Here is a 19,102-nt window from a genome sequence, read left to right as displayed (position 1 = left end):
CCGGTGGCGCGCCGGGCTGCGGCCGGGCTTATCGTCGCGCGGTGATCCGGATCGAGCGGTCGGCCCCGGCCCCGGGGGTGCTGGATAGCGACGACACCCGGGAGGCTCGGGCCGAAGCCCGGGACTGGGCCGAGCGCGTCGCCCGCCGGACGCGCAGCTCGGCCAACCAGAAGCCCTTCCACCCCCGCGACGTCGTGCGGTCGCGTGAAGTCGAGGGTGCCCTGGCCGAGCTGTTCCACGGCAAGTGCGCGTTCTGTGAGACCCGGCTCGGTACAGGCGGGCCGACTGAAGTGACGTGGTACCGGCCGCCCAGCGCGGCCACAGGGGCCGAAGGAGACGCCAGCCTGGCCCACTACGCATGGCTGGCCTACGACTGGGACAACCTCTACCCGGCGTGCGAGAGCTGCAGCCGGGCCCGGGGCCGGCGCTTCCCCGTCGAGGGGCGCAAGCGGGCGCCGGTGGGGTCCCACGGGCCGGCGCTCGACGCCGAACGACCTCTGTTGCTCGACCCCTGCCGGGACGACTGCGACGCCCTGCTCGTCTTCACCGACGACGGCCGGGTGTCGAGCCACGACCGGCGGGCCATGACCACCATCGGGGTCTTCGACCTGAACCGGCCGGCCTTGGTCGAGGGCCGCCGGGGGGCCGTCGAGGAGGTCAGGGCGGCCTGGGCTACCGGCCCCGTCGAAGAGGCCCATCTGGCCCCATCCACCGAGTTCGCCGGTGCCCGCCGCCAGGCCGCCCGCCGCCTGGTGGCAAAGCAGCCCAGCGCTGCGCCCGGTCCCCCGGCCACCCCCCCGGCGACGCCCGGCCCTTCGGTCCGGGAGGCAGGGGCCGCGCCGCCACGGACCGCGCCCCAAGTTCTCGACTACGACGACCACGTGGTCATCGGCGGGGTTCGGCTGGCCAAGCGCAGCCTCGACGAGGAACGGTCGGCCCAGGAGGCGACGGCCGCGGCCCAGACCAAGCAGGCCGCCTACTCGCTGCACGACCGCGGCACCGACGAGCTCTATTTCGCCACCGCCCGCTACGTGGAACGTGTCGAGGTCCGCAACTTCCGGCCCATCGCCCACCTCGACCTGGCCGTCCCTCTCGGGGGCGACACGGCCGGCTGGTTGATGCTGGTGGGCGAGAACGCGGCCGGCAAGAGCTCGTTCCTCACGGCCGTGGCCCTCGCCCTGATGGGACAGCCGGCCCGCGACGCCCTGGGCCTCGACGCCCGGCGCTACGTCCGCAAGGGGGCCCGGAGCGGGGAGGTGAGGGTGTGGCTCACCGGCCTGTCCGAACCGATGAACCTGGAGTTCGACACCCGCCGCCCGGGGTTCACGGGCACCCCCGACCCGAAGGTGCTGTTGCTGGGCTACGGCGCCACCAGGCTCCTTCCTCGCCACCCGGCCGAGGGGCCCAGCCCGGATGCAATAGCCGACTTCGACAACCTGTTCGACCCGTTCGTCCCCCTCGTCGATGCCACCGCCTGGCTGCTGTCACTCCAAGACGACCAGTTCACCGCCGCCGCCCGGGGCCTGGCCGGCCTGTTGGAGATGGACGAGGGTGACGCCCTCACCCGCCACCCGTCGTCGCGCGAGGTGCGGTGCCGCAAGAAGTCGATCGGCAGAGCGGTGCGCATCGAGGAGCTGAGCGACGGCTACCAGTCGGTGGTGGCCCTGGCCGTCGACATCATGGCCGTGCTGCTCAACCGCTGGTCGGACCTGTCGGCCGCCGAGGGTGTCGTGGTCCTCGACGAGCTGGGTGCCCACCTCCACCCCCGCTGGCGCATGCGGATCGTCTCCAGCCTGCGCGAGTGCTTCCCGCGCGTCCAGTTCCTCGTCACCACCCACGACCCGCTGTGCCTCAAGGGCCTGCGCGACGGCGAGGCCGTGGTCATGGAACGACTGGCCGACGAGGAGCGTACGGTGGTCGCCCGGACCGACCTTCCCCCCGTCGCCGGCATGAGGGCCGACCAGTTGCTCACGTCGGAGTTCTTCGGGCTGCGCAGCACGATCGACCCATCCCTCGACGCCCAGTTCGACGAGTACTTCCGGCTCAAGGGAGCGCGCTCACGCACGGCCGCCGAAGAGGCCCGGCTGGCGGAGCTGGCCGCCGTGCTCGAACCCCTGCGGGTCTTGGGTGAGACACCTCGCGAGCGCCTGGCCTTCGAGGCCGCCGAGCGCTACCTGGCCGACTACCGGGCCACCCGCGGGCCGCTGGAGGCGGCCCAAGTCAAAGAGGCGGCCCTGGAGGACCTCCGAGGGATCTGGGGCCAATCCGCCCCCGAGCGGTTCACCTGAGGCCAAGGTGCGGCTCGTAACCCGAGGGGCGGTGCCCAAGAGCCTCGACGGCCCGGCTTCGGCCGGGGCCAAGGAGCTCGAACGGGCCCGGGCCCACTTCGGGGCGGGAAGCGACAAGGAGTTCCCGTTCAAGGCGTACAAGGGCCCCGACGTGCGGGAGGCCCTCGACCGCGACTTCCTGCGCAAGTGCGCCTACTGCGAGACCAACATCGGGGCCACCCAGCCCATGGACGTCGAGCACTACCGGCCCAAAGGGGCGGTGGCCGAGGGTGGCCGCTTGGTGAAGCCGGGCTACTGGTGGCTGGCCGCGGAATGGTCCAACCTGCTGCCGTCGTGCATCGACTGCAACCGCCAGCGCGCCCAGCAGATCATGGGCGCCGAAGGGGCCACGACGGTGGGCAAGGCCAACCAGTTCCCGATCGCTCCGGGGACGGCCCGGGCCGGCCACGAAGGCGGTGAGGCGGCCGAGCAGGCCCTGCTGCTCGACCCGTGCACCGACGACGGCACCGCCCACCTCGAGTTCATGGAAGACGGCAACGTGAGGCCGCGGCTGGTCGACGGCCACGAGAGCGAGCGGGGCGAAGCCACCATCGAAGTCGTCGCCTTGCGCCGTAAGGGCCTCGCCGACCGCCGCATGGCCGTGGCCCTCACGGTGGCCGTGGCCATCAGCCACGTCGAGGAGACCCTGCGGGACCTCAACGAGAACGAGGCCCTACCCCTGCCCGCCCAGGCCAAGGCCGACCGCCGGGCGATGCTCAACGACCGGCTGCGCCAGCACGTCGACGAGCTCGAGCGCCACGCCCGGCCCGACGCCGAGTACACGGCCATGGCCGAGGAGATGATCAGGGCCTTCAAGGCCCGCATCGGCCTCTGACCCCGGGGGGCAGAGGCCGGGAGCACCGCGACGGCCGGGCTACCCTGCCCCGATGGGCCGGTTCACGAGGATCACTCTGCTGGCGGCGATCTCCCTGGCGACGGCCGCCTGTGGGGGCGGTGGTGGTGGCGACGCGTCGGCTACCTCCACCACGACCACGGCCGCCCCGACGACGACCACGGCCGCCCCCACCGGTCCGGTCACAGAGCTCACCCTGCGGGTCACCGAGGTGCGGCTCATCAACTCCGAGGACTCCGACAGCGGCATGCGGGTCCTGCTGCCGCCCGGTGTCCCGAGCGCCTCGGTCACCCTCGCCGGTCTGCCGTCACCCAACCGGGTGATCTCCGTGTGCCAGGCCCGCGAGCTGGCAGCGCGCATGTTGGGGGCCACCTGCCGCATGCCCCAGAACGGCGAGGCGGTGACCATCGAGCTGGGCCAGGCCGCCTCGGGGATCGAGATCGCCCAGGTGGGGGTCGTCGGCCCGGGGCCCGAAGGGAACTCGGCGGCCATCGAGCAACTGACGGTCCGTTACTCGGCCGGGTCGCGCGAGGTCAGCGTGCGGCTCCCCCAGATAGCCGCCGGCGAGGGTGCGGGCCGGCCCACGTTCGCCATGACCCCGGCCGCCACGACCGGCGAGTTCCAGGCCGCCCTGTCGTGGGTCGCCATCCCCCAGTTCGGTGGGACGGTCTCGGCCGGCCAGCTCGAACTGCTCCGCGACGGAGAGCCGGTCCAGACCGAGTCGAGCGCGGCCGACACGCGTATGAGCGGCACGGTGGCTCCCCCCGGTGCGGCCGCCGCCATACGTGTCCAGAACTCCGGGTCGACGGCCCTGGTCACCCCCACCGTCACCCTCCTGCTGCCGTAGGAAAAGGACGGGCCGTGTTACGGCTTGTCGACATGACGGCCCACGGGGGGACAACTCGGGCCTGCTGGGGTACAGATGGCGGCCGTGGGAACTGACCCGTGTCCGGACGGTCGGCGGCCGATGGCCAAGATGACCGCGTTGATGGCGGCCGCCCTCTTGGTGGTGGCCGCCGCCTGCGGGGATACCACCGACCAGGGGAGCGGTCCGGGCACGAACACCTCGACGACGCAGGACCGGCCGCCCGTCAACGGGGCCGGGCCCCAGGAATGCACGGCGGCCGGGGCCTACCGCGTGGAGTTCCCTGGCGGTTGGCACACCAACGCCCCTGATCGGCCGTCGCCGTGCCGGTACTTCCACCCCGAGCCCTTCACCCTTCCGGAGGCCAGTGAGGCCACCGGCATCGCCGTCCACTTCCAGGTGGCCCAACAGCGCCTCGGTGACATCGCCCCCGGGCCCTCGGGCAACATATCGGTCGAGGTGCTCGACCGCCGGGAAGCCCAGGTGGACGGGCGGCCGGCGGTGAGGGCCGAGACCCGCTCGACCGGCCAGGGCCTGCTGGGACCGGGGGTGCGGGGCGTCAGCTGGTACGTCGACCACGGCCCCCGTACGGTCATCGCCACCACCACCGACGTGGCCACCGCCGGTACCTTCGAGGGCAACGTCGATGTGCTCGACTCGATGGTGTCCACCGTGAGGCTGCTGGCTACCGAGGAGGGATGCTCGGCCTCCGGCGCGACCCGGCCGGCCCCTCAACCGGGCCTGCCCGCGGCCGTGGCCGAGATGCGGGCCGCCATCCTCGACGCCGCCTTGGAGTGCGACTACGACGAACTGGCCGAGCTGGCCCAGGCCGGCGCGGCTCAGTTCGTCTACAGCTTCGGGGGCGGCGAGGACCCGGCCGGGTTCTGGCGGGATGCCGAGGAGGGCGGTAGGCCGGTGCTGGGACCGCTCGTCCACCTGCTGGGGGCTCCCTCGGCCTCCCGGCCGGCCGGGCCCACCGACCAGTACGTGTGGCCCTCGGCCTTCGCCTACGACTCGTGGGCGGCCGTCCCGGTCGCCGACCGCGAGGCCCTGCGGCCGCTCTATGACGACGAGGACTTCGCCGGCTTCGCCCAGTTCGGGAGCTACGCCGGCCTCCGGGTGGGCATCACTGCCACCGGCGACTGGGTCTTCTACGTGGCCGGCGACTGAAGCCACCGGTCCAAGGGGACCAACGGCCCTTGGCGACCGCCGCCCGGTGCATCAGAGTGGCTCTATGCACCTTCCGGCGCGCGGCACCCTGACAAGGCGAGCCCTGGCGCGGGCGGAGCGTGCTGCTCGCTTTGCCGCCAGCCCCGGGGCTGACCGGCCGGTACTCGAGGCCGACCTCGACGGCCTGCCGCCGGTCGTCCAGCGTTACATGCGGGCCATGGGGGTGGTCGGTCGCCCGCCTGTGTGGTCCCTGCGGGCTCGGTTCGCCGGGCGGTTCCGCATGCGCCCCGGCCAGGCTTGGATGCCGGCCGTCGCCTGGCAGTACAACCGCACCACCCCGATCGCCCGGCTGTTCAGGATGCGCATCGACTTCGCAGGCCTGGTACCCATGCTGGGCGGCGACACCTATGTCGAGGGGACGGGGCGGATGGCGGGGAGGTTGCTCGGGGTCATCCCCGTCGCCCGCGCCGAGGGCCCAGAGCTCGACGGCGGCGAACTGGTCACCTGGCTGAACGACGCCGTCCTGCTGGCACCCTCGATGCTGCTGGGAGCGGACGTCGAGTGGGCCCAGACCGGTCCGGCGAGCTTTACGGTCACCCTCTCCGACGGCGGTCGTCGGGTGACCGGGCAGGTGGAGCTCGGTGACGACGACCGGCCCCGTGACTTCAGTACCGACGACCGGTACGCCGACCTCCCCGGTGGGCTCGTTCAGGCCGAGTGGACGACACCCGTCGACGGCTGGACCATGGTCGAGGGCCGGCCCCGACCGACCGGAGGACGGGCCGTCTGGCACCTACCCACCTCGCTCGGGGGAACGTTCCCCTACGTGGAGTGGTCGTTCACGAGCGTCGACTACGACGTGGCCCCGGCGCCACCGGGGCGCGGTCGGCGCCTGGGGCACGAGGCGGGAGGCGCGGCCCAGGTCTTGGGAGCCATCGTCGGCGCGCCCTTCCTGCACCGCCGGTTCGCGAGCTGGGGAGCGACCAGTGACGAGTGCCGAGCGCCTATGCCGGGCGACGACCTGGTCGTCGGGCCCCGCCTGCAATCCACCCGGGCCGTAACCATCGACGCCCCGCCCGAGGCCGTCTGGCCATGGCTCGTCCAGATCGGCCACGGCCGGGGCGGGCTCTACAGCTACGACGGCCTGGAGAACCTCGTGGGCTGCGACATCCACAGCGCCGACCGGATCCTGCAAGAGCACCAAGACCTGCGGGCCGGCGACGTGGTGCGGCTGGGGCCCGAGGGCTACCCCGCCTTCCGGGTCGTGGAGTCGGCCCCGCCCAACGCGCTGGTCTTGGCCGCCCAAGCGCCCGACGGCGACGGCGACGGCCCGGCCCCCGCAGCCTCGTCGTGGCAATGGGAGCTCCGCCCGGCGGGCGGCGGGCGTAGCACGCGCCTGCTCGTGCGCCAGCGCACGGCCTACCCACGCCGCCAAGCCCCTCTGTGGCGCCTCGTGGAGCCCGTGTCGTTCGTGATGGAGAAGCAGATGCTGCGAGGCCTCAAGGCCCGAGCGGAGGCCGAGCCCCGTACCCCTCATCCGGCGCCGGCGACCCCGAGGACCTAGCTGAACGGTACGCCCGCCTCCGCCAGGCCCCTGCCCGAGCTCACCGTCCTCGGAGGCTGCGGCACCCACCCACCGCCACATCGAAGCCATCAGCACGCGGCTGGTCGGCTCCCCGGCCTCAACCTGAAGCCGCACGGCCGGGACAACTGGGGAGCCGCCGCCCGCGCCCCTCAGGTGCCCACCTTCCCACCGTCGGCGCGGCGGATGACCAGCGTGGCCGAGCGGGGGCGGCCCCCGGGGTCGTGGTCAGGCCAATTACTGACCGAGCGGGGGTTGTCGGTCGTCGGGGCACCGCCGATGGCGTTCCAGAATGAGGTCGACTCGCCCGGGTGCTGGACGTTCACGAACATCGTCCGCTGGTCGGGGGTGGTGATCACCCCGGTGATCTCACAGCCCCGGGGCCCGGTCAGGAACCTCTTTACCTCGCCGCTGTCGGGGTCGGCCACCAGCATCTGGTTGTTGCCGATGCGGTCGTAGCCCCGGCTGGCCAGGTTCTGGGCACTGTTGGAGATGTCGGTCTGCACCCACACCCGACCGTCGGGGTCGCACCAGATCCCGTCGGGTGACCCGAACAGGGGCTGGTCAGCGGGCACCTTGGTGCCCCCCAGGGCCGTGTACTCGGGGTCGCCGGCGAACAGGAACACGTCCCAGTCGAAGGTGAGCACGTGGGGCCGGTGCGACGGCTCGCGCAGCCTCACGACGTGGCCGTAGTTGTTGGGCGACCGCCCGCTGTTCACCGCCGCCCCGCTGTTCACCGACCCATTGGTGAGCGTCACGAACACGTCGCCTGTGCGGGAGTTGGCCGCCACCCATTCGGGCCGGTGCAGGCGGGTCGCCCCGACGGCGTCAGCCGCCTGCCGGGTACGGATGAGCACGTCGGCCTGATCGGCGAACCCGTCGCTGGCGGTCAGCCCGGGCGCTCCATGGACCAGCGCCATCCACACACCCGTGCCGTCCTCGCCGAAGCGGGCCACGTGGAGGGTCCCCTCGTCGAGCGGGCTGAGGCCGCGCGCCCGAACGGCCTGCCAAGGGGCGTCCCCGACGAACTTGTAGAGGTAGTCGCCGTTCTCGTCGTCGCCGCTGTAGACGACGACCCGTCCGGCGTGCTCGGTGACCAGGGCCCCCTCGTGCTTGAAGCGCCCGAGGGCAGTGCGCTTGACCGGCACCGACCCCGGCGCCATGGGGTCGATCTCCACGACCCACCCGAAGTGGTTCAGCTCACTACGGTTCTGGGAGACGTCGAAGCGAGGCTCGGCCCGGTGCCAGTTGTAGCCGAACCCGGTGGCGGTGACCCCGTAGCGGGCCTCGAGAGGCGTTCTCGTCCAACCAGGGTCGTCGGTGCCGAAGTAGCCGTTCCAGTTCTCCTCGCAGGCCAGGTAGGTGCCCCACGGGGTGTGGCCGTGGGCGCAGTTGTTGAGGGTGCCGGTCGGGGGGTTGCCCAGCTCCGATGCCAGCATGGGGTGGCTGGCGCTCACCGGCCCGCTGAAAGCCATCGGGGTGGTCCCCGTCACCCGCCGGTTGAAGGGCGATCCCTGCACGTGCTCCCACTGGCCATCGTCGCGCTGGCGCACCTCGACAACACAGACCCCGTGCGCGGCCAAGGCCTTGGCCACCTTCTCACGGCCGGCGGCGTCGCCCGTTATCGCGCTTGCCTGGGCGGCGGTGTAGATCTGGGTGTCGTCGGTGTACTCGTGGTTGAGCACCAGCAGGCCGTGGCGGTTGCCGGCCGGGCCTTGGCCGAGCGGGAAGTAGTGCATCCCGTCGTGGTTGAACCCGACTTGGCCTTCCTGCTCGCTGGCCGTGTTCGACCCGTCCTTGGCCCACGGCGCGCTGGCTGCGAACAGGGGTGTACCCCAGGGCACCAGCACCGACCACGTGTAACCGGGCGGCACGTGCACCGTGTCGTCGGTGCTCGTGGGGACAGGGGTGAAGCTAACCAGCCGGCCGGGCCGGCCCCGGCCCGCGGGGCGAGCCGTTGTGGCTCCAGCTGCCGGGGCCGGCGCCAGGCTACGGCCGAAGAACCCGACCGCAGCTGCGGCGATGCCTCCGGTCATCACCTGGCGGCGGTTGAGCCGCGCCCTGATCAGGTCGTCGAGATGGACGTTGGTGGTGGGGTTGGAGCCGATGTCGTCGGTGTCGTTCACGGTCGAGGACCGTAGAAAGGCCACCTTTCGTAGAGGTGGCCCGCTCGTGAACGGGCCGGGAACGCCCGTTGGATTCTCGGGGCTGGCCGAAGGGAGTGGTGGTACGCACTCCGAGAGGGGGTGCTAGCACCATTGGCATAGATGTTTGACGCCTATAGGCTGGCTGTTCGCCGATCGAGTGCTACTACAGCGCCGACCTGGGAGGGACAACGTGAAGAAGACGACCTTGCGCCGGCTGGGCGCGATCGTGGGCACGCTGGCGGTGGCTGCTGGCGTGGCTGCCTGCGGGGACGACGGGCCGGGCACTCACACGGTCACCGCCGCCGACTACCGCTTCGAGAACCTGCCGGCCACCGTCGAGTCGGGGGCCACATTGGAGCTGGTCAACTCGTCGAGCGTCGAGCTCCACGAGCTGGTGGCCGTGCGGCTACCCGACAGCGAGCAGCGCTCGGTCGATGACCTCATCCGCCTACCCGAGGCCGAGATCGAAGCCCTGTTCACCGGGCCGCCGGCGATGGTGCTGCTGCGGGCACCGGGGGGTGACCAGATCGCGGCCGTGGGCGACGGCAAGCTGACCGAACGGGGCCGCTACTTGATCCTGTGCGCCATCCCCATCGGCGCCGACCCCGATGCCTACATCCAGGCCGCGCAGGCCTCGGGCGACGGGCCCCCCGACGTCCCCGGCGGCGCGCCGCACTTCACCCAAGGGATGTACGGCCAGATCATCGTCCAGTAGCGCCGCCCTAGCATGGGCTCCCAGTGGATAGGGAGCCGGTCGCCGATCTCGACGCCGTCCGCCAAGCCTGGACACGGCTGGCTGAGGATGACCCGCTATGGGCCATCCTCAGCCAGCCCGGTAAGCAGGGAGGCCGCTGGGACGAACGGGAGTTCTTCCGGTCCGGCGAGAGGGAGATAAGCGAGCTCCTCGCCCGCTTGGCGGACCTCGGCCTGGAGGTCGGCCGCGAGACGTGTCTCGACTTCGGATGTGGCGTGGGCCGGCTCACCCAGCCCCTGGCCGCCCACTTCGGGACGGCCCACGGGGTCGACATCGCCGAGCCGATGATCGAACACGCCCGGCGCTACAACCGGGCCGGCGACCGCTGCCACTACCACCTGAACATCGAGCCCAACCTCCGGTTGTTCGAGGAGGGCAAGTTCGACCTGGTGTACTCCAACATCGTCCTCCAGCACATGCCCCCGGCGGCCAGCCTGGGCTACCTCGGCGAGTTCGTGAGGGTGCTCCGCCCCGGGGGTACCGCCGTGTTCCAGGTCCCGGCCGAACGCCAGGCTCCCCCGCTGAAGCCGGGCCAGACTCGCAACGCCGATGCCCTCCCCTACGAGGCCTTCCGGGCCACGATCGAGATGCTGAGCCCGAGGCGGCGGTTCCGCCCTGGGGCCCGGCGGAGGATCAGCCTGCTGGTGGGCAACGCCAGCGCGTGGGCGTGGCCCGTGGCGGGCACAGCCGACGGCCGGCTCGGGGTGCGTGTGGCCAACCAGTGGAGGGCCGACGGCGGACGGGTGGTACGCCGCGATGACGGGCGCGAGACCCTTCCGCGCGACCTGGCGCCGGACCAGACGGTGAAGGTCGAACTGGCCGTGGAGGCCCCCCGGGTGCCGGGCCGCTACCAGCTCGTGTTGGACCTCGTCCAAGAGGACGTCGCCTGGTTCTCCGACCGAGGCAGCCCCCCGCTCTCGGTACCGGTCACAGTGTCGGGACGCCCGGTAGCCGAGGCTGTAGGCCCGACCGTCGAGAACCCGGGGTTCGAGATGCACGCCGTCCCCCGCGAAGACGTGGAGGCGGTCGTGGCCGCTGCCGGGGGGCGCGTCGTGGCCGCCCTGCCCGACCGGTCTACTGGCGACAACTGGGTCAGCTACATGTACGTGGCGACGAAGCTGCCAAGGTGAGCAAGAATGTACTGGTAGCACGTCGCTGCGGGTGAGGAGGCCTAGATGGCAGAGGACACGACGACCACCGACGGGAGCTGCGGCTGCTGCCGGCCCGAACCGACGACCACGGCCGACGTGGTGCGAGGCCTCGAGGCCCGGCGGGCGGCTGTCGAGGAGCGTTTGCGTAGCCTCGAGCCTGTCTCGGCCGGGTCCCGGTGAAGGTCGGCATCGTCGGCAAGGGCGGGGTCGGCAAGACCACCCTGTCCTCGCTGATCTGCCTGGGGTTCCGGGGCCGGGGCCAGCGGGTGCTGGCCATCGACACCGACTCCAATCCCAACCTGGCCATGAGCTTGGGGCTTGACGAGGACACGGCCAACAGCGCCCCCATCGTGCCCCGGGAGCTGGCCGTGGGCGGCATGGCCCAGTGGACCCCTGAGCGTCTTGTAGAGGTGTTCGGCCTGCCCACGCCCTCGGGCGTGACCCTCATGCACGCCATGCGGGTCGACCAGGCGGGCGCCGGGTGCACGTGCACCAGCCATGCGGCCGTGCGCAGCATCCTGGGGTCGGCCATCGAGGAGATGGCCGACGTAACCCTGGTCGACATGGAGGCCGGCCTCGAGCACCTGAGCCGCTCGGGTGGCACCCTGGCCTACGCCGACGTGATGCTGATGATCATGGAGCCGACGCGTAAGTCGATCCTTACGGCCGCCCGCACGATCGAGTTGGCCCACGAGCTGGGAATCCCTCGCATCGCCGGGGTGGGCAACAAGGCCAAGCTGCCCCAGGACGCGGAGTTCTACGAGAAGGTGGCCGCCGAGTTCGGCGTGCCCCTGGCCGCCATCGTCCCCTGGGACGGCGACGTGCCCCTGGCCGATCGCCGTGGCACTGCCCTGACGGCGTCGGAGGCGCCGGCCGTCCGCCAGGCCGTCGAGCGCATCATCGACTTCATCGAGTCGCCCGACGAAGAGCGCAACGCCCTCATTGCCGAGCGCGAGCGCATCGAGCGCCGGCTGCTGGAGCTACGCGACGCCTGACGGCTGAGCAGGCCGGGCGGTCCATATCGCGTCGGGAGGCCGCGCCCGGGCGGACCGGGGGTTGCCGTAGGCGTCAGTCATCCGCACGCGACAGGTGATCGCTCCGGCCCGGCATATCGAAACCTTCGACCCGCACGTGAAGAGCCCCACGGCTGGGGAGTGTCACGCCGCAGAAACTAGACCGTCAACCGGACAGCAGGCTGGCCAACGCCCAGATGGCGGCCACCACCCCGACAAGCGCCATGGTCACGCTCCGGCCGACCGGGGCCCGGTTGAGCTCGCCGGCCTTGGTCTCGCGAGGAGGGCGGACGAGCGCCAGCCCGTTGCCGACCAACAGGGCGGCGCCCAAGGCGAGCACGAGCAGGGGCAGAAGGTTGTCGCCAAGGAACAGCGTCTGGGCCAGCACTGGCCCCGACCCTAACGCCCCAGCGGTGAGTTCCAACAAGGGCTCAAGTCAGAGCCTCAGCGCGCCGATCATCCTGGCATCAAGGAGTGGCGGGGGCCGGAGGAGAGCCCCCCACCCGGCAAGCCTGGTGATCCCGCCCACCAGGTCTTCCCTTCCCAGCCGGCCCCCCGCCGCTCCTCAGGACGAGGGCGCCGCCTTCTTGGCCGCAGCTCGCGTGGCGGCTGCCTTCTTGGCCGCAGCCTTGCGCTTGGCCGCAGTCTTCTTGGCGGCGGCCGCCTTGCGCTCCTCCTCGCCAGCCGCCCACTCCTTGGTCGTCTGGTCCTCCAACACGGCGTCGGCCGCTAGTGAGCGCACCGACTTGATGCCGCCCATGCACGAAGCTTTGGAGTTGTAAGCCTCGCTGGTGGCCACCACCTGGCCATTGGTCGACAACAGGTTGAAGCGGAACTTCCCCGTTGTGCCCTTCTTAACCACGAACTTGCCCGGCATGCGATCCTCCCTGTGTCAGCGCCGCCCGCACCCCCCGGCCGCTTGGGGCGTTGCGAAGCATAGTCAGCGCCGCTTGGAAAGGACGCTGAAGACGCCTCGGGCAACGGTGTTGATCATCGAACGGCCTTCGCGCGACTTCAAGTACCCGACCACCGCGTTGTCCCCGTCCTTGGCCTTGCGGGCCGACTTGGGCTGGGCGGGCGGGCGGGGCGCGGGTTGCTCGCGGGGTACTTCGGCCTTGGCCGCGGCCGCTTCGGCCAGCCGTGCGGCCAGAACCTCGCGCGCCGAGACCCGGTCGATCTCCTGGGCGTACCGGGGCCACAGCTCGCTGGCCCGGCCCAGCCGGTCGACCTCGGCGGCATCGACCGCGGCCATGAGCGACTGGGGCGGGCGCAGCTTGGTCCACACCACCGGGGTGGGCGCGCCCCGCTCGGAGAGGATCGTGATCATGGCCTCGCCCGTGCCCAGCTGGGTCAGCTCCTGCTCGAGGTCGTAGTCCTTCGTCCGGGGATAGGTCGTCACGGCCGCCTTCAGGGCCTTGGCGTCGCGGGGCGTGAACGCCCGCAGGGCGTGCTGCACCCGGTTGCCGAGCTGGCTGAGGACGTCGGCGGGCACATCGTCGGGGAGCTGGGTCACGAAGAACACGCCCACACCCTTGGAACGGATGAGGCGCACCGTCTGGGCCACCGAGTCGAGGAACGACTTGGAGGCCCCGTTGAACAGCAGGTGGGCCTCGTCGAAGAAGAAGGCCAGCTTCGGCTTGTCGAGATCGCCGACCTCGGGGAGCTCCTGGAACAGCTCGGCCAGCAGCCACATGAGGAACGTCGAGAAGAGCCGGGGCTTGTCCTGTACGGCCGCCAGTTCGAGACAGGAGATGACACCCCGGCCGTCCGGCGCGATGCGCAGCAGGTCGGCCACCTCGATCTCGGGCTCGCCGAAGAACGCATCCCCGCCCTGGTCCTCCAGTTCCACGATCTTGCGCAGCAGCACTCCGGCGGTGGCCGACGAGAGGCCCCCGATGTCGGCCAGGTCGGCCTTGCCGTCGGCACTGGTGAGGAACTTCAGCACCTCGCGTAGGTCGTCGAGGTCGAGCAGGGCCAGACCGTTGTCGTCGGCGTAGCGGAACACCAGCGACAGCGAAGAGGCCTGGGTCTCGTTGGCGTCGAGGACCTTGGCCAGCAGTTGGGGGCCGAAGGACGACACCGTCGCCCGCACCGGCACACCCGGGCCGAGGCCACCCAGGGAGAGGAAGGTCACCGGGAACCCGGACGGGCCCCACTCGATGCCCAGGTCGTCCACCCGCTGGGCCACCCGGTCGCTGGGGGCACCCGGCTCCACCAGACCCGTCAGGTCGCCCTTGATGTCCGAGACGAACACGGGCACGCCGATCGAAGAGAGCTGCTCGGCCATGAGCTGGAGGGTCTTGGTCTTGCCGGTGCCCGTGGCCCCGGCGATCAGCCCGTGCCGGTTGCACATGGCCGCAGGCACCTGGACGGCCGCCCCGGGATGGGTCACCCCGCCCAGCATGCCCCGGCCGAGGTCGACCACCGGGCCACTAGCGGCGTACGCCTGGCTGATACGGGCGCTGAAATCGTCGTTGGCCATAGCCTGAACGTAGCCACCCGGGGCCACCGGCGGTCGCCAGATCCCTGTTGGCAGCGGCCGCGCCAGCCGCTACCGTGACTTGGCAGTACCGGTTCCGGACGGAACCAATCCACTTCCCCGACAGTCCAAGGACATATGAACGGCGTACTCCGAAGCCGAGCCCTCAAGGCTCTCGCCGCCGGTGGTGGCCTCCTCCTGGTGATAGGCGGGGGCTCCTACGCGCTGGCCAACCGCGACTCCGACGCCGGCAGCCGCCGCCAGGTGGCCAGCGCGGCCACGTCGACCTCGACAACGGCCCGCCCCACGACCACGGCGCCGACCACCACGACTACGGTGCCGCCCGAGACAACCACGACCACCGAGGCAGCGCCCCGCCCCGAGCCGGTGGAGTCGGTACGGCAGATGCAGCAACAACTGGCTGACCTGGGCTACGACATCGGGCCCATCGACGGCCTGGCCGGCACCCGCACCTACTACACGATCCTCGCCTTCCAGCGGGTCGAGGGCCTGGCCCGCACCGGTGAGGACAGCCCGGCCTTGCGCGAGGCCCTGGCCGGGGCATCGAGGCCCGGGCCGGTCGTGCCCTGGGGGGAAGCCGACCGCGTGGAGATCGACCTCGACCGCCAGGTGCTGTTCCTCTACCAGGGGGGATCGCTGGCCCGCATCCTGCCCGTCTCGACCGGCAACGGTGTGGCCTACTGCGAGAACGGCATGTGCGGCGACGCCATCACGCCCACCGGTTCGTTCCGCATCGGGCGCAAGGCCCTGGGCCTGGAGGTCAGCCCCCTGGGCCAGCTGTGGAGCCCGAGCTACTTCTACGGGGGGATCGCCATCCATGGCTCGCCCTCGATCCCCGCCTCGCCCGCGTCCCACGGCTGCGTGCGCATCCCGATGTACTCCCACGAGAGCTTCTTCGCCCAGACCCCGACGGGCATGGCTGTGTACGTGGTGGGCGACGCCCCCGCGGCCAGCGACGTGCCCCCGCCCCCCGACGCTCCGATCCCCCAGGCCGACCCGGCCCCCCCGCCCCCGGCAGACGTTCCCGAGACCACGACCACCACCACGCCGCCCCAGACGACGACGGTGCCGCCCTCGACCACCACCACGACGGGCGGGCCTGCCCTGTCCGCTCCGACCTCGGCTACCTCGACCCCGTAGATGGTCCGCTTCCATCTCTATTGAAAATCTGGATATAGCTGTACGCGCGCTCTAGCGTGTCCCCACTTACCGGAGCGAGGTAGCTACCGGCCGTAGTGGGGGGGTTCGCGTTGAGGGGTAGGAGGATGGGCCGCGGCTGTCGCGCGGCCGTGGTGCTGACGTTCTCGTCAGCAGGAGCGTGCCTGGCCGCCGGGGCCATGACAGTCACGACCTTGCCGGCCGCCATCTGGTGGGCCGAGAGGGCGGCCGCCCAGCCCGTCGCCTTCGCCGAGATCGTGCCCGCCCCACCGGTGGTCGTGCCCACCAGCCCCGACGAGTGGTTCGCCCCCGGTGGCCGCAACCAAGGCACCGAAGCCCTCGCCGACTACCTGGCGGCCCTGGCCCTGGAGCGCAACCATCCCCTGGTGGTCACCTCGTCATGGGGCCGCACCTGGGGGCCGGGCACGTCCGACCATCACCACACCCGCAACGACTCGTGGGCCGTCGACCTGGCCGTGCGGGGCGTGAACCACCCCACGGCCGCCACCGAGACCGCGGCCCAACGCATAGCCTCGGCCTTGGGCGAGCCGGGCTGGTCGGGCGGCAACCTCGTGAAGGTGGTCGACGGCTACCGCTTCCAGTTGCTGTGGCTCACGTCGGGCCACTTCGACCACGTCCACCTCGGGGTACGGCGGGTCGGCTGAGGGCTCGCCCTAGGGCGGCACGACGACGTCCTCGATCCCCTCCTCACCGGGCGGGTAGGCGGGGGCCATGGCTTCCAGGGTCTCGATCACGATGTTGCTCACTGCCCAGTTGCGGTACCACTTGCGGTCGGCGGGCACCACGTACCACGGCGACGCCTCGGTAGTGGTCCGCTCGATGGCCTCGGTGTAGGCGGCCCGGAAGTCGTCCCAGCGCGCCCGGTCGTCGAGGTCGCCGGCTCGGAACTTCCATCGCTTGGTGGGGTCGACCAGCCGGTCATGGAAGCGCCGGGCCTGCTCCTCGCGCGAGACGTGGAGGAAGACCTTGACCACCTTGGTGCCAGCGGCCGCCAGGTTGGCCTCGAAGTCGCTGATCAGCCGGTAGCGGGGCCGCCACACCTCCTCGGGGACCAGGCTGTGCACCCGCACGACCAGCACGTCCTCGTAGTGGGACCGGTTGAACACGACGATCTCGCCCTTGGCCGGGGTGCGCTTGTGCACCCGCCACAGGAAGTCGTGGGCCGCCTCCTCGGCGCTGGGCACCCGGAAGGACACGGCCCGGCAACCGATGGGATGGACGGGCCTCAGGAGGTGCTTGGCCGTCCCGTCCTTGCCGCCCGCGTCCATGGCCTGGAGCACGAGCAGCAGCGACTGCCGGCGCTCGGCCCACAGGCGCTCCTGGAGCCCGGCCAGCCGCACGTCGAGGTCGGCGAAAGTGGCCGACGTCTCGTCCTTGTCACCGGGTGCCCCGGCCGTCGAGCGCGTATCGACCGAACCCAGATCGACCTGTTCACCGGGCCGGACCAGCCAGCGCTCACTCTCGGTTGCCATCGCCAGACCGTAGCGGGCCGGCTTCGGCCGGGCCCGGGCGGTCAGGTAAGGCCGGCGGCCGCCAGCTCGTCGGCGGTGGGACCGGTGTTGCGGCAGCAGGCCAGCAGCGAGCCGTCGACCACCACCGCGGGCACCGTGCGCACGCCGTAGGACCTGGCTCGGTCGGCAGCCTCGGCGTCGCCGTGGAGATCGTGGACGACGAGCTGGTGGCGGCCGTCGATGAGGGCGGTCAGCTCGGCCACGGTCGTGTCGCACACCGGGCAGCCGGCACTGAACACTTCGACACGGCGCACCGCAGTCGTGGGGTCATCGCTCATGGGACTGAACCTACACCTTCCAGTTAGCTGGAAGGTCAAGGGCTAGGCTGGGACGGTGCGTATCGGTGAGCTGGCCACGCGGGCGGGGGTGACGACCAAGGCAGTCCGCTACTACGAGTCGATCGGCGTGCTGCCCGAACCAGCCCGCACGCCTTCGGGCTACCGCACCTACGGCGAGGCCGACGCCGAGCGGCTCGCTTTCGTACGGGCCGCCCAGCGCTACGGCCTCACCCTCGACGAGGTACGCGAGGTGATCGCCCTGCGCGACCGGGGCGAGCCGCCCTGTGCCTACGTGGCCACGGTCCTCCAGCGCCAGGTGAGCGAGATCGAGGGCCGCATGGCCGAGATGGCCCGCCTGCGTGACGACCTGGCCCGCCTGCTGGCCTCCGCGCCCGAGGCCCCCGCCCGCTATTGCCCGGTCATCGAACACGCCGGGCCGGGCGGTTTCGGACCGATATGAGCCTGACTGACCGGTGAGGAGCCGCCGCTCTCGGGCAACGCCAGCCTGACAGCGTGCGGCCTGGCCGTCCGTCGGTGCTGCGCCGGGGCGGGACGGGCCCGCGCCGGTCTCTCGCTCGATCATCGGGTGTTCGGCCGATCGATGGCGACCATCCTCTATCGTCCTCGCCCATGGACGCGATGACGGTCGCCATGCTGATCGCAGGCTTGGTCCTGCTCGCGGCCGGGGCGGAGGGGCTCGTGCGGGGTGCGTCTCGGATCGCGTTGTCGGTCGGGATCTCGCCCCTGGTCGTCGGGCTCACCGTGGTGGCCTTCGGCACCAGTTCGCCCGAGATGGCGGTGAGCGTGTCGGCCGTCCGTGACGGTGCCTCCGACATCGCCATCGGGAACGTCGTCGGCAGCAACATCTTCAACATCCTGCTCATCCTCGGCGTGTGCGCTCTCGTCATGCCGCTGGTGATCTCGTGGCGTCTCGTGCGCATCGAGGTGCCGTTGATGATCGGCGTCTCAGCCCTGCTGTGGCTGTTCGTCCTCGACGGCAGGATCGCTCGTTGGGAAGCGGCGGTCCTGTTCGCAGGAGTGATCGGGTACACGGTGTGGGCCATACGCGCCAGCCGGAGGGAGAGCGCGGCCGCTCAGGAGATGTCGGCGCCTGGAGCCGAACCACCCGAGGTCCCGTCGCCCTGGTACGTCAACGTCGGCTACATCGTGGGCGGTCTCGTGCTCCTGGTGGTCGGCTCAGACTGGATGGTCGGCAGCGCCGTCGAGATCGCCGAAGGCTTCGGGCTCTCCGAGCTCGTCATCGGACTGACGATCGTGGCAGCAGGGACTTCGCTGCCCGAGCTGGCGACCTCCGTGCTGGCCACGATCAAGGGCGAGCGCGACATCGCAGTGGGCAACGTGGTCGGCAGCAACATCTTCAACATCCTCGGGGTGCTCGGCCTGTCAGGCCTCGTCGGCAGGAACGAGCTACAGGCGTCGTCGTTCGTGCAGGATGTCGATGTCCCGGTGATGATCCTCGTCGCCGCCATCTGCCTGCCGGTGTTCTTCTCCGGCCGCAACCTCATGCATCGCTATGAAGGCTTCGGCTTCGTCGTCGCCTACATCGTCTACGTCACCTACCTGGTGTGGAACTCGAGCGACGACGGCGCACCCGGCTGGTATGCCGACATCGTCTGGTTCGCGGCTGTGCCGCTGGCAGTGGTGGTGGTCCTCGTGACCGCGTGGCGCGACCGCCACCACCCCATCCCCGAGCAAGCCCTGCGCTGATCGACGAACCTACGGGGCCCCGTCGCGCCGGTCACCGTAAAGGG

General features: G+C 71.2%; 19 protein-coding genes. 13 read left to right on the top strand and 6 right to left on the bottom strand.

Annotation, left to right across the window (positions count from 1 at the left end):
• Window positions 1-41: 41 nt before the first annotated feature.
• The 5 genes from AB1673_08540 to AB1673_08520 all read left to right on the top strand — a co-directional run bounded on the left by AB1673_08540 (window position 42) and on the right by AB1673_08520 (window position 6,779).
• A complete protein-coding gene (locus AB1673_08540) occupies window positions 42-2,288 on the top strand; it encodes an AAA family ATPase (GenBank protein MEW6154018.1) in 2,247 nt (748 codons plus the stop codon).
• Between the two features lie 7 nt (window positions 2,289-2,295).
• Window positions 2,296-3,162, top strand: coding sequence for a hypothetical protein (locus AB1673_08535; GenBank protein ID MEW6154017.1), 867 nt, complete (start codon window positions 2,296-2,298; stop codon window positions 3,160-3,162).
• Window positions 3,163-3,214: 52 nt separating this feature from the next.
• Entirely contained in the window at window positions 3,215-4,027 is an 813-nt protein-coding gene (locus AB1673_08530) for a hypothetical protein (GenBank protein MEW6154016.1), read from the top strand.
• Window positions 4,028-4,147: 120 nt separating this feature from the next.
• Window positions 4,148-5,215, top strand: coding sequence for a hypothetical protein (locus AB1673_08525; GenBank protein ID MEW6154015.1), 1,068 nt, complete (start codon window positions 4,148-4,150; stop codon window positions 5,213-5,215).
• A gap of 64 nt (window positions 5,216-5,279) precedes the next feature.
• The gene (locus tag AB1673_08520) at window positions 5,280-6,779 is read left to right on the top strand and encodes a DUF6544 family protein (GenBank protein ID MEW6154014.1); all 1,500 of its coding nucleotides are present in this window, start codon (window positions 5,280-5,282) and stop codon (window positions 6,777-6,779) included.
• A 170-nt stretch (window positions 6,780-6,949) separates the two neighbouring features.
• On the opposite strand, the gene AB1673_08515 is transcribed toward AB1673_08520, so the two are convergent.
• Window positions 6,950-8,923, bottom strand: coding sequence for a PhoX family phosphatase (locus tag AB1673_08515; GenBank protein MEW6154013.1), 1,974 nt, complete (start codon window positions 8,921-8,923; stop codon window positions 6,950-6,952).
• A 211-nt stretch (window positions 8,924-9,134) separates the two neighbouring features.
• On the opposite strand from AB1673_08515, the gene AB1673_08510 reads away from it, so the two are divergent.
• From AB1673_08510 to AB1673_08495, 4 genes are read left to right on the top strand one after another with little or no spacing between them, the layout of a single operon-like run.
• A complete protein-coding gene (locus AB1673_08510; GenBank protein MEW6154012.1) occupies window positions 9,135-9,659 on the top strand; it encodes a hypothetical protein in 525 nt (174 codons plus the stop codon).
• Window positions 9,660-9,682: 23 nt separating this feature from the next.
• Window positions 9,683-10,828 (top strand): class I SAM-dependent methyltransferase, encoded by a 1,146-nt coding sequence (locus tag AB1673_08505; protein ID MEW6154011.1) that lies wholly within the window; start codon window positions 9,683-9,685, stop codon window positions 10,826-10,828.
• 45 nt (window positions 10,829-10,873) lie between these two features.
• On the top strand, window positions 10,874-11,029 hold the full coding sequence (locus AB1673_08500; GenBank protein ID MEW6154010.1) for a hypothetical protein: 156 nt from the start codon (window positions 10,874-10,876) through the stop codon (window positions 11,027-11,029).
• On the top strand, window positions 11,026-11,844 hold the full coding sequence (locus AB1673_08495) for an AAA family ATPase (protein MEW6154009.1): 819 nt from the start codon (window positions 11,026-11,028) through the stop codon (window positions 11,842-11,844). Before AB1673_08500 ends, AB1673_08495 begins: the two co-directional genes overlap by 4 nt.
• 184 nt (window positions 11,845-12,028) lie before the next feature.
• On the opposite strand, the gene AB1673_08490 is transcribed toward AB1673_08495, so the two are convergent.
• From AB1673_08490 to AB1673_08480, 3 genes are all read right to left on the bottom strand, one after another.
• Window positions 12,029-12,250 (bottom strand): hypothetical protein, encoded by a 222-nt coding sequence (locus AB1673_08490; protein MEW6154008.1) that lies wholly within the window; start codon window positions 12,248-12,250, stop codon window positions 12,029-12,031.
• A 177-nt stretch (window positions 12,251-12,427) separates the two neighbouring features.
• The gene (locus AB1673_08485) at window positions 12,428-12,739 is read right to left on the bottom strand and encodes a YegP family protein (GenBank protein ID MEW6154007.1); all 312 of its coding nucleotides are present in this window, start codon (window positions 12,737-12,739) and stop codon (window positions 12,428-12,430) included.
• 63 nt (window positions 12,740-12,802) lie between these two features.
• The gene (locus AB1673_08480; protein MEW6154006.1) at window positions 12,803-14,344 is read right to left on the bottom strand and encodes a helicase HerA-like domain-containing protein; all 1,542 of its coding nucleotides are present in this window, start codon (window positions 14,342-14,344) and stop codon (window positions 12,803-12,805) included.
• Between the two features lie 135 nt (window positions 14,345-14,479).
• Between AB1673_08480 and AB1673_08475 the strand changes: the two genes are divergently transcribed.
• Both AB1673_08475 and AB1673_08470 read left to right on the top strand, forming a co-directional pair.
• Window positions 14,480-15,502, top strand: a complete 1,023-nt coding sequence (locus tag AB1673_08475) for a L,D-transpeptidase family protein (protein ID MEW6154005.1) — start codon at window positions 14,480-14,482, stop codon at window positions 15,500-15,502.
• Between the two features lie 149 nt (window positions 15,503-15,651).
• Window positions 15,652-16,185, top strand: coding sequence for a hypothetical protein (locus AB1673_08470; protein ID MEW6154004.1), 534 nt, complete (start codon window positions 15,652-15,654; stop codon window positions 16,183-16,185).
• 9 nt (window positions 16,186-16,194) lie between these two features.
• On the opposite strand, the gene AB1673_08465 is transcribed toward AB1673_08470, so the two are convergent.
• Both AB1673_08465 and AB1673_08460 read right to left on the bottom strand, forming a co-directional pair.
• On the bottom strand, window positions 16,195-17,013 hold the full coding sequence (locus AB1673_08465) for a PPK2 family polyphosphate kinase (GenBank protein MEW6154003.1): 819 nt from the start codon (window positions 17,011-17,013) through the stop codon (window positions 16,195-16,197).
• A gap of 41 nt (window positions 17,014-17,054) precedes the next feature.
• Window positions 17,055-17,330, bottom strand: a complete 276-nt coding sequence (locus AB1673_08460; protein ID MEW6154002.1) for a thioredoxin family protein — start codon at window positions 17,328-17,330, stop codon at window positions 17,055-17,057.
• 55 nt (window positions 17,331-17,385) lie between these two features.
• Between AB1673_08460 and AB1673_08455 the strand changes: the two genes are divergently transcribed.
• Window positions 17,386-17,790 (top strand): heavy metal-responsive transcriptional regulator, encoded by a 405-nt coding sequence (locus tag AB1673_08455; GenBank protein MEW6154001.1) that lies wholly within the window; start codon window positions 17,386-17,388, stop codon window positions 17,788-17,790.
• A gap of 170 nt (window positions 17,791-17,960) precedes the next feature.
• Window positions 17,961-19,058: a calcium/sodium antiporter gene (locus AB1673_08450; protein MEW6154000.1), complete on the top strand. Its 1,098-nt coding sequence runs from the start codon at window positions 17,961-17,963 to the stop codon at window positions 19,056-19,058.
• Window positions 19,059-19,102: the final 44 nt, after the last annotated feature.

The sequence above is a fragment of the Actinomycetota bacterium genome (genome assembly GCA_040754375.1).
Classification (GTDB): Bacteria; Actinomycetota; Acidimicrobiia; order Acidimicrobiales; family AC-14; genus JBFMCT01.
The sequence above is the reverse complement of the archived record's forward strand: the minus strand, read 5'-3'. Positions and strand labels throughout refer to the sequence as shown.